General features: G+C 59.1%; 13 protein-coding genes. 7 read left to right on the forward strand and 6 right to left on the reverse strand.

Annotation, left to right across the window (positions count from 1 at the left end):
* A partial coding sequence (locus tag GWC77_RS25135) for an IS4 family transposase (protein ID WP_173259959.1) occupies window positions 1-118 on the forward strand: 118 nt, incomplete at its 5' end.
* Here the strand turns inward: GWC77_RS25135 and GWC77_RS30385 are convergent.
* The 4 genes from GWC77_RS30385 to GWC77_RS29785 form a co-directional block, all read right to left on the reverse strand.
* On the reverse strand, window positions 78-416 hold the full coding sequence (locus tag GWC77_RS30385; RefSeq protein ID WP_367949104.1) for a DUF6708 domain-containing protein: 339 nt from the start codon (window positions 414-416) through the stop codon (window positions 78-80). The genes GWC77_RS25135 and GWC77_RS30385 overlap by 41 nt on opposite strands.
* Before the next feature lie 302 nt (window positions 417-718).
* The gene (locus GWC77_RS25145) at window positions 719-1690 is read right to left on the reverse strand and encodes a DUF6708 domain-containing protein (RefSeq protein WP_173261410.1); all 972 of its coding nucleotides are present in this window, start codon (window positions 1688-1690) and stop codon (window positions 719-721) included.
* 10 nt (window positions 1691-1700) lie between these two features.
* Complete coding sequence (locus GWC77_RS25150) at window positions 1701-4277, reverse strand: T6SS effector BTH_I2691 family protein (protein WP_173261412.1); 2577 nt, start codon at window positions 4275-4277, stop codon at window positions 1701-1703.
* 36 nt (window positions 4278-4313) lie between these two features.
* Window positions 4314-4547 carry a hypothetical protein gene (locus tag GWC77_RS29785; RefSeq protein ID WP_254367165.1) on the reverse strand — a complete coding sequence of 78 codons (234 nt, stop codon included), beginning with the start codon at window positions 4545-4547 and terminating at the stop codon, window positions 4314-4316.
* A gap of 137 nt (window positions 4548-4684) precedes the next feature.
* Between GWC77_RS29785 and GWC77_RS30140 the strand changes: the two genes are divergently transcribed.
* Both GWC77_RS30140 and GWC77_RS25160 read left to right on the forward strand, forming a co-directional pair.
* A complete protein-coding gene (locus tag GWC77_RS30140) occupies window positions 4685-4801 on the forward strand; it encodes a DUF6137 domain-containing protein (RefSeq protein WP_367949102.1) in 117 nt (38 codons plus the stop codon).
* Window positions 4802-5769: 968 nt separating this feature from the next.
* A complete protein-coding gene (locus GWC77_RS25160) occupies window positions 5770-6228 on the forward strand; it encodes a DUF2846 domain-containing protein (protein ID WP_173261414.1) in 459 nt (152 codons plus the stop codon).
* Window positions 6229-6308: 80 nt separating this feature from the next.
* On the opposite strand, the gene GWC77_RS25165 is transcribed toward GWC77_RS25160, so the two are convergent.
* Complete coding sequence (locus GWC77_RS25165; protein WP_367949103.1) at window positions 6309-7289, reverse strand: helix-turn-helix domain-containing protein; 981 nt, start codon at window positions 7287-7289, stop codon at window positions 6309-6311.
* 79 nt (window positions 7290-7368) lie between these two features.
* Between GWC77_RS25165 and GWC77_RS25170 the strand changes: the two genes are divergently transcribed.
* A complete protein-coding gene (locus GWC77_RS25170) occupies window positions 7369-8358 on the forward strand; it encodes an EamA family transporter (protein WP_254367166.1) in 990 nt (329 codons plus the stop codon).
* Here the strand turns inward: GWC77_RS25170 and GWC77_RS25175 are convergent.
* Window positions 8240-8845: a ParB/Srx family N-terminal domain-containing protein gene (locus tag GWC77_RS25175; RefSeq protein ID WP_173261417.1), complete on the reverse strand. Its 606-nt coding sequence runs from the start codon at window positions 8843-8845 to the stop codon at window positions 8240-8242. The two genes, GWC77_RS25170 and GWC77_RS25175, sit on opposite strands and share 119 nt — an antisense overlap.
* 611 nt (window positions 8846-9456) lie before the next feature.
* Here GWC77_RS25175 and GWC77_RS25180 point away from each other — a divergent pair.
* Genes GWC77_RS25180 through GWC77_RS25190 form a run of 3 tightly spaced genes read left to right on the forward strand, consistent with a single transcriptional unit; the run spans window position 9457 to window position 14376 of the window.
* Window positions 9457-11625: a filamentous hemagglutinin N-terminal domain-containing protein gene (locus tag GWC77_RS25180; protein WP_254367167.1), complete on the forward strand. Its 2169-nt coding sequence runs from the start codon at window positions 9457-9459 to the stop codon at window positions 11623-11625.
* Between the two features lie 20 nt (window positions 11626-11645).
* Window positions 11646-13421 carry a ShlB/FhaC/HecB family hemolysin secretion/activation protein gene (locus GWC77_RS25185; RefSeq protein ID WP_173261430.1) on the forward strand — a complete coding sequence of 592 codons (1776 nt, stop codon included), beginning with the start codon at window positions 11646-11648 and terminating at the stop codon, window positions 13419-13421.
* Window positions 13422-13479: 58 nt separating this feature from the next.
* Window positions 13480-14376, forward strand: coding sequence for a peptidyl-prolyl cis-trans isomerase (locus GWC77_RS25190; protein WP_173261419.1), 897 nt, complete (start codon window positions 13480-13482; stop codon window positions 14374-14376).
* The last annotated feature ends 211 nt before the right edge of the window (window positions 14377-14587 follow it).

Consider the following 14587-nt stretch of genomic DNA (forward strand, 5'->3'; position numbering starts at 1 on the left):
CCGCAAAGGCGACGGCGAGCCTGGCGTCAAGACCATCTGGCTAGGCATGCAGCGCGTGGTGGATTTTGCTGCTGGTATCAGATACGCGCGTGAGCTCGAGCAGCAGACTTGTGTGTAATGGAATGGGTTATGCCACCCTTCGGTTGCCGGTCGACATACAGGAATGCATCATCCCACGGCACCGAAACAACTCCGCCGGGACCGTTGTGGCGAAATGCATAGATCTTCCGGTCGCTTCTGTTGAAGCGAATCGGCCTGCGGGTGTAGCTAAAACAGTCGCCCAGAAGAGAGCGAAGGGGCAGCATGAAGATACCAATGCCCACGAGCGTGAAGAATCCAAATGTCCAATGAACTAGGCCCGTCTGCCCCTTCTGCTGTATCGCCGACGGAACGTGGGTGGCCATCCACGCGGTCATAGCCGTCAAGCACAATGCCCCGATGCCTGCTATGAAAAATGCCAAGAGTCCCCATCCCTTCTCGCGATAGAGGCCATCGCACACTTCAAGGTAGTTATCGGTGACTTTGAAAGCGGTTCCACTACTCTTCGCATTCGCGGCGCACTGTTTTTTCTGGTCTAAGCGAGCCGATACCTCTGTGTCCGTCACGGGTCGTTTCACGCGATTCGGGATTCCGTTTGAAAACACGCTGCTCCTTCAATGCTGCCGTCGACGACGCCATCGCAGAATGTCTTGGCGCCCCTTGCAGATAAATCTTCGGTTCATGATGCGAGTCCTTCCGCCTCGGTTGCCGTGGGACCGCATGCGCGCTCGACCGCTTCGGGCCACACGGGCTCGCGGCAGGTCAATTGCGTCAAGTAGTGCATAGTAGCCTGCATAAAGGTGGGGATCGCTGTAATCAAAAAAAGCGACCACAGCAGAGGGTGTCGCGAATGAGCGATGTCAGCAACGCCGCTGAAGTACAACTTCAACGTGTTCCGGAACGAGACGGTCCTACTCAAGAACTCCGTCACGGTCGGCACGGAGGACGGGCCCTCCTCCATGAATCGCCGATAGTATTCGAAATATTGATGTAGTTCGTCCATCAACAGGCGACCTGGAGCGCTGTCCTCGTCGAAGGCCAACACAAGACGTTTGCCGACTGAAAATGTGTCTATAACGCGACCGTTGTCGTCGAGGACGAGACAGCGGACCACACGTGGCGCGGTTCTCATTAGACCTGCCCTGGGCTTGCGCTCAACATAGAAAAACGCCTTATCCCATGGCACCGAGAGCACGCCTCCAGGCCCGTTGCGGCGAAAGACATACACCGTCCGATTGGCACGATTCAAGCGGATAGGGTTGTACGTATAGCGAAAGCACTCCCGTGTTAAACCCCATACCCCTAGCCCAACAAAACAGAGCATTACAACGAGAAAAAAGCTGAGCGTTCCATAGACAAACCCCAACTCCCCGCGCGCTCTATAGACGGTTGGAACGTGAGTCATCATCCACAGAATGAGACCGGCACCTGCGATCGAAAACGTGCCGGGCAGCAAAAGTGCCAAAAGGCCTCGCCCTTTGTCCCAATATTTACCATCCGAAATCTCTAGGCAACATTGGCTCATCGAGAAGACGGTGTTGCCATCTTTCGCTATCGCAGAACACGGCCGAGTGATCAGGAGGCGCGTAGCTTGCTCCTCCTGCGTCACGGGCCTTTTGAGGCGATACCAAGACAATCCATCAAACGCCATTTTCGCTCCGTCAAGAGAGCATTGCTATGAATGCCTTCCGATCTTCCTCCAGGGTCGAGAAGATCTCGTTTTTTTTCCGTCCGAAGTAGCAGTGATCGAGCCACTCGCGAATCTCACGCCCCTTGAAGTAGTTCATCAGTACGCCAATCACTGCTGCGAATAGCAGCAGAGGTAATGCGACCATCGCAGCCGCGGAAGCGGACAGAAATATTGCAGAATAAGCGAGCGCGACGCCGACAGAAGCGGCGGCCGCGTCCAAAGCAAACATCGTTAAGTTTCCTTCTTTATAGTCATTCCAGGCATGATAGCCGTCAATTGCCGCTGCCACGAGGCCAACTGCCGCCCCGCCGAATTGGCCAACAAACTGGAAGCCGGGCCCGAACCGCAGCAGGCGTGCCGACAGCTTGACGCCCTCTTTCTCAAAACTCTGCAAAGTGGCCGCGCTATACTGCGCGACGCTGGCAACAAGCCCTGCAACCGCATTATCGAATTTGATGCTGTTCTCGGTCTCGTTGAACCGATTGGACTTCTTCAGTTCCGCTCGAGCTAGACGCAGATTGATAGCGTTAAAGATCGCGCCGATGCCTGCAAACGCCGGTTCCCCTTTGGTGACAAGCCGAAACCTTGGCATGTAAATCTTTTCTACCACATCCGGCGTTAGCGTCGCGGCGGCCATCTCTCTCGACACGCTCGGAGTGGCCTTGACGCCGGCTAAATTCGCCGCATCCTGTTCCCGACTTTGAACAAGCACGAACTGCTTCGCCTTTACCTCCCAATCCTTCTCGCCCGCCGGCGCAGCCTTTTGCTGGAGCTCCTTTTGCATGTCCTGCATATCAATCTGCTGCCGTCCCGGCATCATCTCCTGCATCTGCCTCGCGATGTAGTAGACCCACTGATTGGGTGAACCCCACAACGCTTTGAACTCGAACAGCTTTTTCGTCCGCATGCACATCGCCGCGTAGAGCACTTTCGCAGCCGTTGCATCCACACTCGAACTAACAGCTTGGACAATCGGCCCGCCGGCCTCGTGCAGCAAACGTGCGAACGAGCTTGCGATGATCCCTTTGAGGCTGCGGTCAGCCTTCTCGGCGACCTCTTCGATCTTGCTATAAGCCTCGATGAGCTTCGCGACGGACTCCCGCATTTCGATATAGGGATAGCTCGAAGCCTCCTTGACCTTCTCGCTCAAGACCGGGTGATTCAACGCGAACGCGCGCAGCAGCGGATTACGCTTGTCGGAAACATCGCCCTTCGCCCACTTGACGAGCACGTCGACCGTCTCCTTGCGGTCCGCCGCGCCCTCGATGCAGTTCGTGAGCATGTTCGTATAGCTCACACCGCTTCGGCAATTCCCCTCTTCGTAGTCGAATTGAAAAACGTCCAGCAGCGCAGCACTGGTTAGCCAAGCTTTGTGGTCCTGCGAAAGCGGCACCAGCGTACTCGCCTGCTCTTGCTCCAACTCTGCAGCCATCTTCCGTTTGAAATCGTCGATGGCTTCCGACCGGTAGTGGAACGTATACGGTTTCCAGGCTTCGGGGCCGGCACTGACGAGATCCGCTTCCTTCATCTTCTCGATGCTCTTGAGCTGCTTTTCGAGCAGCTTCCCGCCGTCAAAAATCGCCGTTGTGCCCAACCCCTCATAGGCATTGGACTCGAGCAGACGCGAGCTGTTTTCGATGTCCTCCTTGGCCGATGCGACGACGGCTTCGTGCAATGCATCGATGGCGCTCGCGGCCCAGATTCCTTGCCCGTGTGGCTCGAGCGCGGCGCCGAATGCGAGCCGCTGTTCGAAGTTCAATTCTTGCGTGATCCCGACCGGGTCCCAGAGCGCGAAAACGAGCCCCTTCTCAGGGGTGATGGAGTCCATCGCCTTCTTCAACGCCGGTCCTTGTCCGGCGCGGTTGTGATACGGGAAGAGGGCGGTCGTCAGTGCCTCCGAAGGGTTGGCCTTGTACTCGCTCAGCAGGTCGGCAACGTGTGTCACGCTATCCGCGTGATGCTGCTGCGTGCTGCCGTTGAACCATCTCGCTGCGTCGAATTTTTGCATTCGCTTGTCGCGGCAGCCCATGAAGTTCGATGCATACGCGTCGCGGACCTTTTTAGTCCACCGCTCGTCGCTGAAGGCGATATAGACGACGCCTGCCTTTTCGGCATCCTCGATGGTGATGCACTGCGCCAACTGCGCGTGTCCGGCCTGATGACAGTTGAACGGCTGCTCGAGGCTGCGGTCGATATTCATGTCCAGAGGGTATTCGTACAAATTCCCTTCGGCGGTCACCGCATACGCCTGCCAACGCCCGGTCTTCGGGTAGAACACGTACACATAGCCGTAGCGCAGCGTGCGCAACGCGTACTTGGCCTTTTTCAGCGCGATGTTCATCACCCCCTCGCCGAAGTTTCCGCCCATGAGTCTCATCGCACCGGCCGCGCTGTGCGCCTTCGTATCGGCGAACACCGAGTAACGGACCGGCAAGATGGGCAATCCCTTCTTTTTGCACATGTTGCAGCTGCCGGGCTCGCGCGTGGATGCCTGCATTGCCGCTGTCGTCAACTGACCGATATTCGAGAAATCGAAGTCGTAAGCCATATTCTTGTTTCATTCAAACGTGTGGCGATGCCGCGGTCATTGGTACTGGATGCTTTCGCGCGCGATGGCTTCCCAATCGCGCTGCGTCCAACGTGCGACGGTCTCCGCATACGGCGCTTTGTCAGGCGCCTGCAACACGGTCTGGACACGGGGATGGCGGTCGAAATACGGAGAGACGATCGCGCCGTGCAGGGCGAACGCGAGCAAGTCAGCGCCAGAAAGGCCATACATATCGCCCTTCGCCAGTTGCGCATCGAGCAGCGAAGGCATGCCGGGCGTGAGAGGTGCACCGCTGCCAAGCAGTATTTGAAGCGCCCGCTCGACGACCTCGATGCGCGTAACTTGCTCGTATTGCGCCTTCGTAATTGCAAACTCCTCGTTCGGGGTTTTTGCGCCCTCGAGTCCGAGTGGAGGCAGCCCTCGACATTCATACCGGCATGTTGACGTCGTTCGAGCGGGTGATCTCGGTCGATGAGTTGGCGCGCGCGTTGCACGCCAAGCTCGCCGGCGACGTCGTTTGCTGACCGGGCATGCCGGCAGCGAGCAACTGAAAACGCGCTGGAGTGCTGGCGGTGCAGTAGTGCTTATTGAGTGCTGACGGGCGCGGGATCAGGGCGAGATGCGCTGGACCAATCGAGGCCTTCGATCAGCAAGCGGGAAAAAGCAGGCGTGAAGGACCGGTTCCAGCCGTTCAGCTCGGCGCCGGACTCTCGGCCGCATCTGAGCTGCAGCTGCCGGTGATTGAGTCGCGCGACAGGCGACAACTGCGTCGTCGTGGGGCTTCCCCGGCGTTGATACGGGCGCCCAGAGGGGCGCCCGTATCAAAACAATGAGTCGGCAAGCAGGCTATCTCTCGCCTTCGACGGGGGTCCCAAATAGCAATTGCGAGTTTGGCCGTTCCGGCAGCTTCGCGTTGTACCGTAGCTTTACCCGCACTTCCGGCGCGGGGTCACCGTCCGTACCCGGTAGTTGCACGAGACCTTCGACTGTGTAGGCCGTCACCTCGAACCCCTTGTCCGCTGTGGGACGGCTCAGCCTTATTCCTACTTGCCTAGCCAATTCGGCGAGCTCGCCGAGAGTAAACGCGTTGCCCTGCGATTGCGCCTCGCCCTCGGCGGGTCTCTCAATCGCTGACGACGGGTCTTCCGCCGACCACTGGGAACGGTTTGAGCCTCCAACACTGCTGATATCAGACATGATTTCCTCGGTGCGGTTAGATAGTCGCAGCGAAATTTACGCTTGATCGCTGCCCGATTAACCGCTTTATACGAAAGCCAATGCAAATATCCGAACGCACGCCGATCGCCGCTCATGGCGCGCACGTGCACGTATATCGACCCCGCACTTCGCTGACCACGGGGCAAACAACACATCTGTCTAAAGAATGCGCCTCGCGAACCGTAAACCAATAGTGCCCGGTTAAGACCGGAAATCCGGAACGATGACTTGCCGAGCACAGTTCTTACTGACCAGGATTCGCGGAGGCCTTTGAATGAATAAGCTTTTTCAGACGTTGTTGATTTCCGCTGGCGCTGCATTGCTCGCAGCAGGCTGCGCATCGGGACCGCAGTACAAGGAAGTCGCTTCTTCGATCCCGACGCTCGCGCCCGATTATGGCCGCGTCTACTTCTTCCGCTCGGATAGCTTCGGTGGGGCAGCAATTCAGCCTGAAATCAAGCTTAACGACAAAGTCGTCGGGCGTTCCGTACCTGGCGGCTTCTTCTTCGTCGATGAAATGCCAGGCGAGTACACGGTATCGACGTCGACAGAGGTGAAGCGGGACATCAAGTTCACCTTGCACGCAGGCGACACGAAATATGTCCGCACCACCGTCAGCATGGGATTGCTTGTGGGTCACATCACGCCGACCCTCGATGATCCAGAAACCGCACCGCGGGAAGTCGAGCAGCTCAAATACACGGGCGCGCCGATGGCTACGGCTGCGAAGTAACGCGTCGGTGCAACTGCCGATCGTTTCGCTTGGTGGTCAAGCGAAACCGTCGGCAGTTGATCGAGGGCTTATGTCCGCACTCAGCAAGCCTTCGCTCCAAGCTCCCGATATCGAGACAAGTATCGAACGGGCGGCTCCCCGAGCAGCTGTTTGAATGCGGCAGAAAAGGCACTGGTGCTGCTATACCCCAGATCGACCGATACATCTTTCACGCTCGCCCCTTGACTCAACCGAGACAGCGCTTCGAGCACGCACACGTGCTGCCTCCACACCACAAAGCTGAGACCGGTCGCTTCGCGGAATTGCCGCGTGAACGTCCGTCGGCTGAGATTCGCCAGCCTTGCCATCTCATCGATCGATATCGTCTGCGTTGGCGCATCGAGCATATACCGACACGCACGGGACAAGCGCAGATCCTGGGGTAACGGCACGCTGAACGGCAGACGCGGCATCCCGCTCATCTCGTCGAGCAGCACCGCTTCGAGCCGCGCGTGTTTTGCACCCGCATGTGCGGGTAGCTCCAATATTGCATCGAACAGATGCCGCAGCAGTGCGGAAACTCCGAACACCTGGCAATGAGACGGCAAAGCCGCTAGCTGTACTGCCCTCGGTCCGATGAATGTATTCAACATCGTCACGTGGCCGTGCATATGCATTTCATGACCGATGGTCGCCGGCACCCAGATCGCACGCTGCGCCGGCACGACCCAGTTCCCCTCATCGGTAAACATCGAAATGCCGCCCGTCGCCGCATAGGCGAATTGGCCTTCCTCGTGACTATGGCGAGCAAAAACCTCACCGGGCTTGAAGGTCCGAGTTGTGACTGAGACATCGGCCGCACCGGCACCATCGTTCAAAGCGAATCTCTCCCTCTTCATCAAGTTATCCGGTCCTTCGCGCCCGGCTGGAAGGCGCTTTGCCGTAGAACGTACGGCTGGCCCAATTTTGTAATAACAACGCCTGATTTTGCAACCGTGAACGCTCGAGAGAGCGTTAGCATCGCCATTCCAAAAAAAATCCGAGGGCTTAATTGATGGAGCAATCCGTTGAGGAATATCCACCAAACGACGCGCTAATCGCATTTCTGCATGGGGCTTCACCTCATGTAGGTGGCGTGAGTGCATCCCACCTGCTGGAGTCATGATGAAGACAAGGCACCTCGTCCTGGCACTGCTGGTCACCTTCGTATGGGGCGTCAACTTCCCTATCACCAAACTCGGCCTCGATGCGATGGATCCATTCGTCCTGACGGGAATAAGATTCGCGTTGGCGGCCATTCCGCTGGTCTTTTTCATACGCCGGCCCTCGGTTCACTTCGGTTACGTCGCAACCTATGGATTGATATTCGGCATCGGCATGTGGGGGGCGATCAACTACGGCATTGCCGTCGGCGTTGCACCGGGCATTGCTTCGCTGATCATTCAATTGAGCGCGTTTTTCACGATGTTGTGGGGTGCGCTGCTATTTGGCGAACGGCTGCGTCCCGCCCAATGGACCGGCGCCGCTGTGGTGCTGATCGGCTTGGCTGGCATCTTCATGGCGCAGAACGGCGCGCATCAGGTGTTCGGCGTTGCGTTGATCGTACTCAGTGCGGTGGCTTGGAGCATCGGCAACGTCATCATCAAGAAATCCGGCGTGAAAGAGATTTTCTCGTTCATGGTCTGGGCTAGCCTCTTTCCCCCCGTCCCCTTGTTGGCCGCGACTTGGCTGATCGAAGGAGCGCAGCCGTTCATGACCACTTGGCACAACATCGACAGCGTGGCCATGTTCCCCCTTGCGTTTCAGGTGTACCTCGCGACGCACTTTTCGTATTGGGGATGGAATTCGCTGATGAGGCTATACCCCGTGTCAACGGTCGCGCCGCTTTCGCTGATGATTCCCGTCTTCGGGATCGTGACATCGGTGCTGCTGATAGGCGAACATGTACGTCCAGTCGACATGATCTCGATCGTGGTAGTCATCGTAGGCTTGGCCATCGGCATCTACCGTCGCGCCGCGACCCATAGCCCGTTCACCTCGCAGCCTCAGGACGATACCCCGGAAGCGCTCGCGCTTCCGGGGTATGCGCAAAGCGAAATGCTGTCGCCAGCATCTCGGCAAATCCCTCGATCGTCCCCGCGTCGCCGCTGACGTGTTCTCGCAGATAGTCGGCCCATGCAAACTTTGCGTTGAACTCCCCGGGGTTTTCAAACACACGCGCGATGCGCAGAAAGGCCGCGAGGCTTTGATAAGGATCGTCCGGCATTTGCGCCACCGAGGGTGGCAAAGTCGCGATGTCGACTTTCTCGCCCCGCTCGTTGAAGGGATGGACCCAACCTCGCTCCATCATCGCCGCAAGGAAGTCGATATCGTCGAGGTCGCGGAAATCCATCTTGACCTCGACCGGCGCGCGTTCGATGCCCAGTTCGATCCATGCGCGAGCCCAATGATGATGATCGATGACATGCAATACGCCGCGCGGACCGCGAACCACCGTAATCGCACGCTGCTCCATGAAGGCATAGCGCGTATCGGCGCAAACCGCGCGGGTCTCGGCCATTTTTCGTCTGACCTGAACCATTCCAACCGCGAACTGGGTGGGGCGCAAATCGCGCAGCGTGGCTGAAGATTCCTTCATTGCCTTCCCCCCTCGGGATCGCCAGCCGTCAGGTGTGCGATCGGCCGTTCTTCCCGCAGTGAACGATGCGTGGATGGACAACCGCTATTGACGCAACGAGCGTTCCAAAGAAAGTTGCGTCGATTGGGGTGCTTCCTCAAATCGAAGCGTTGCGCTGTACCCGCGGATGCCCCGATGCGCGGAAACAGTCAGATTTTTGCAACAGCAGACACGTGCTTTGCCAAGCGAGCGAAGAAAGGAAATGGAAATTAATTGATTGTAATTTGAAAGAATTGGATGGGCATGATTTTGTGATCATATCGACAGGTATCAGCTGGGGAGCGATGCGTGGCCTTTAGTCATCGCCCTCTCCTTGCACTCATCGAACGTTACAAAATCCCGACGGCAACTGGCGAAGCCATGAGTCGCCCGCAAGAACCCTTTCAATTCGAAAGACTTTTTGTAACCATTGGTAACTGATTTGTCTGATAGCATTTCTCTCGTTTGCCGAGGTGATAGGCACAGGCAGTTTCAAGCCAGCGGCAAAGAGGTTCTGCAAAAAGAAGTTCGCATAACAAGCGCATGAGCGAGAGGCGATACAAGCGGCCCCGTCGACGCGCAGAGAGAAGACCATGCAATTCCGTAACCACCGTGCGGGGCTCACGGGTGAGACGGTCGATACGCAACGGAGGATGCCGTCGTGGTTCGGTCGATATCTGGGCACTGCGGTACTTTTATCGATCGCCGTATCGCATTCGGCGCAGGGCGCAGGCGCGCAAGGCATCGTCGCTGATGGCGGCACGGCCACCACTGTCTCGACCGCTGCCAACGGCCGGCAGACGATTGCAATCGCACCCGCTGTCTACGGCGTATCCAACAACATCTACACCAGCTTCAACGTCGGCAAAGCCGGCGCGACACTCGACAACTCGGGCATCAACGCTCGCACGATCGTCAATCAGGTCACCGGTACCAACCCAAGCCTGATTCAAGGCGACATCACCGTTGCAGGCCCGCGAGCCAATGTCATTCTCGCGAACCCGAACGGCATCACCGTCAATGGTGGCTCCTTCGTCAACACGGGTCACGTTGCACTGACGACGGGCCAAGTCAGCTTCTCCGACGTGCAGCTTGCCTCGGGCCAGTTTCAGCGCAACGTCATATTGAACACGCAGGGCGGCACCATCGTAGTCGGGCCCGGCGGGCTGGCCGGTACATTGATCGGGCTCGAACTCATCGCCAAGCAGATTCAAATCAACGGGCCGGTACAGAACAGCTTCAGTTCCGGCACTGCATACGTGCGAGCGGTGGCCGGTACGACACAGGTCACGCTGAATACAGGAATCTCGCCCAACGACAACGGCAACGATTGGCTCTCGCTCGCCAACAGTCAGATCGCCAATCCGAATGCCATCGCCATCGATGTCGAGCCGACGGGCAGCATCACGGCAGGCAGCATCCGCCTCATTGCGAACGACCTCGGTGCAGGCGTTCGCAGCGCGGGCACGCTCGTAGCAAACGCTGGCGATTTCACGCTCAGTGCCGCGGGAGACGTTCAACTGCTCCAGGGCAGCAGCATCGCGGCAGCCGGTGGCATCACCGCCCAGGCTGGCGGCGCGATCTCGCTAACGGCCGCCCACGTTCAGTCGGGTGGCGACATCGTGTTCTCGAGCAGCAGCTTCTCCGCGTCGAACGTGGGCGTCAGCGAATCGACGATCGCATCGGGAGCGGGCGGCGTTCTCATCAAGAGTACCGGCGATATTGCCAATACGAGCAGCCTGATCCAGGGCGTAACACGCATCTCGAACAACTCCGAATCGAAGGGCGCTGTCACGCTCTCGGCTACCGGCGAAGTGACGAATGCGTCGGATACCTCGCAGCCTTCGACGCTCGGCGTCATCTTCGGCAGCAACGACGACGTATCGCTGACAGCGGGCGGTAACGTGACCAACCGCAACGCGCGTATCGAATCGAACTACAACGTGTCGATCGCGGCTCAAGGCGATATCGATAACGTCATCGACCACTCTGAAGGCGCAAATGGCGGCAAGTTGACGAGCTATTCCAGCCACGGTCATCGCTGGCTCGTTTTCGCCGCGAACGACGACGGGTTTTCGGTCGACTATGGCGCGCTGCCGGCGCCCGCGCAACTCTCGTACATCGTGTCGGATGCCGGCGGCGTCTCGCTGACCGGCCGCAACGTCATCAACGCGGGCGGCAGCATCATCGCGAATGGTGACAAGACGCCGGATGGAAAGCTGCTCGCGAATGGCGGAAACATCGCAATCACGGCGCAGCAACAAGTTGTCAATCAAGCCATGTTCACCGGATCGGCATCGTTTCACCGGTCCTGCTTCATCGTGTGCCATCAGAGCGCATCGAGCACCATCCAATCGTTCGGTGGGGCGATCGAGGCCAGCAACGACATTGCTATGACGGCCGGCACGCAAGCCGTCAATATCGGCGGCAACGTCTACTCCCAAAACGGCAATGTGACCGTCACGGCACCCATCGTCTCGGCGCAAGGGGTGAGGGGCTACACCGCGTACAACCGCAACACGGGGCTGAAGGCGTGGTTCGGCAACAACTGGGCGGCGATTTACGCGGCCGATGACGGCGGGCTCTTCACTGCCGCATCGGGCGAAGTGCGTCTTGTCGGCCAGGGTGTCGTACAGGGTGGCGCGTTTTCGGGAGCGAAGGGTGTGAGCGCAACGAATGGCATCGTCACGATCGCTCCGCCCTATCGGCAACCGATGGGAATCGGTAATCACGTCGGGCTCGTGTCATGGCTCGGTCTGTGAGAACGGCATTCGTTCGTACCATGGCCGCGTGCGCGCTCGCGAGCGCTGCATGGCACGCGGCCGCACAAACGCCTCCGCCGCCAAGCTTGCCGCCCGCGCTGCCTAGCGTGCAGGACCCGGGGCAGCGCTTGCTCGACGAGCAACGGGCACGTCAACGCCAGCGCGAGCTCGATGCCGCGCCGGCGCAGATTCAAGCGGCGCCTGGGGCGCTGCCCACGATTCCGAACCTGCCAGCGGGCGCCGACGTCGAATCGCTGCCGGAGACAGGGCCGACGTTTCTCATCGAGCATGTCGTTTTTGCCGGCGAAACGGTGTTGTCCGCGCGGCAACTCGATGCGGTTGCGCATCCGTTCATCGGCAAGCACCTTGGCCGCAATCGAATCGATCTGCTGCTGCGGCGCCTGACGGAGGCCTATATCGCCGAGGGCTACATCACCACACGCGTCTATTTGAGCACGCCGCAGAATCTGGCATCGGGCACGCTGTCGGTCACCGTCGTGCCGGGGCGCATCGAAGGCATCATGCTCAACGGCGCCGCATTGCGTCCCGCGCCGCCCCTGCCCAAGAGCGGTTTGCCGAAGACGAGCGGCGGTGGATTGCTTACAGATGCCGGTACCGCATGGGCGTTTCCGGAAGGCGTCGGCGACGTATTGCGGCTGCCCGATCTCGAACAAGGCGTGGACCAGATCAACCGCTTGCGGCGCAACCAGGCACAGATTCAGATCCTGCCGGGACAGGCCAGCGGCGAATCGATCGTCGCAATCGAGAACGCCTACGGCAAGCGTTTCGCTTACAACTTCGGCATCGACAACTATGGTTCCTCCGCGACTGGAACGCTGCGATATCGCGCGGGTGTGGAAGCCGATAACGTGCTCGGTTTCCAGGAATCGTTCGGGATCTCCTACATCGGCACGACCGACAGCAATGCGCTCGTCTTTTCGGCTGCCGTGCCGTACGGCTTTCACACGTTCAGCTACACGACTTCGGTCTCCGAGTACCAGCAGGCCATCGGCGATACGGCGTTGTTGCTGGGCCGCACGTTCAGTCAAAGCATCGGCTGGAACTACGTGTTCGCGCGGTCTTCGGCGTCGCGCTTCGCGGTGGATGCCACGCTGACGAAGCTGCGCGCCGAACGCGACATCAATGACATCAATCTCGCGCCGCAGAGTCTCACGGTCCTGCGTGTGGGCGTATCCGGCCTCTGGCACTTCTCGTCGCACGGCGAGCCCGCTGCCTTCACCGCGGAAACGGGAGTGGCGCAGGGCGTGCCGTGGCTTGCCGCGGTACATGACGCGCATGGCATCGGCGAGGCCGACGCGCACGCGCAGTTCACGCGTCTCGATTTAAGCACCACGCTGCAAATGCCGTTAGGGCATATCGGGCCCACAGCTTGGACTTATCGCGGGACGTTTACCGGCCAATACAGCCACGATGCGTTGTTCGGCAACGAACAGCTCTTTCTCGGCGGCAGCGACACGGTGCGCGGTTTCACGCAGGGCAGCGTCAGCGGCGATAGCGGGTTTTATCTGCGCAACGAATGCGTCTGGACCAATGCTCCGGCATGGCGCGATGGTCATTGGGAGCCTTATGTATTCGTCGATGGCGGCAAGGCGCATCTCGTCGCGCAAGGCGGCTGGCCCACGCTGGTAGGAGCCGGCGCCGGCGTGCGCGCGCAATGGAGGGTGCGTTCGCGGCTGGTTTCGGGCGAATTGCTTGCCGGACAGGCGCTGACGCAGCCTGCTGCGATGGGACGCAAGGCGAGCGTAGTGCTTTTCACACTGAACTTGGCGACGTAGCTCGCGAGATACGCGAGCTGCGAATGCCGATTGATCCCGAGAGGGGAAGGACGAGGCGATGAACGAGAACTTGAGAGCAACCATGAAAAACAGCGTACGCGTAGTGCTGATGGTATCGGCGCTTGCAGTGACGGGAGCCGCCGTTGCGGCGAAAAAGCCGGCATCGGCTTCCGCACAGGCGCCTGTCGCGGCGAGCGCGCCGTTACCTGCGGGTGCGATCGCACGTGTGAACGGCGTGACGATTCTCGCGGCGGATCTCGATGCCGCCGTGCGTGCAAGCCGGCAGCCCGACACACCGGCGCTGCGTACATCGCTGAAGAATCAGTTGATCGCGCGCGAGCTTTTCCGCCAGGCGGCGCAAAAGCAGCATTACGACGCGCATGCCGACGTGCAGGCCATCGTCGAGCAGACGAAGACGACGGCGATGATGCAGGCCTATTTGAAGGATGTCGTGAAGCCCGCGCCCGTCACCGATGACGAAGTGAAATCGAAGTACGACGCCATCGTCGCGACACTCGGCGAAAACGAGTACAAGCCGAGCGCGATTGCGGTGAAGGACGAGGCCACTGCCAAGACGATTCTCGAGCAACTGAAGAAGGGCAACGATTTCGCGCAACTTGCGAAGCAATACAGTCAAGGGCCGAACGCGGCGCAAGGCGGTGCGCTGAACTGGGTGTCGTTCAAGACGCCGATCACGGCCGGCAATACGCAGAACTGGCCGCAGCCGCTTGCCGAGGCACTCGTGAAGTTGCCGAAGGGGGCGGTGTCGAGTGCACCGGTGCAAGTGGGTGACGCTTTCTGGATATTGCGTGCGGACGATATGCGCAAGACACAGATCCCGACGCTCGATCAATCGAAGGACGGCTTGCGCAAGGAACTCGAGCAGGTTGCGTTGGCCAAGGCGACGGCGCAGGTCGTGACCGATCTCGTCAAGAGCGCGCACATCGAGCAGTGACGGATAAGCCGTGGATGCCGGCGGAGCCACCCGGCGAATACGGTGAATGACAAAAAACGGTTATTAACGGGGTACATAAATTGAGGCTCTTTTGAAAATGCAGTGGGTAAAGCGGCTCACGAGGCATGCGGGTTGAAGCTGGAGAAATCTAGCTTGCCGGCGATGAGGAACAGCACGGTTCGCATTGTTTCGAAGCGCGTGTAGCCGCGCG

This window comes from Paraburkholderia sp. NMBU_R16 (assembly GCF_013282575.1).
GTDB lineage: Bacteria > Pseudomonadota > Gammaproteobacteria > Burkholderiales > Burkholderiaceae > Trinickia.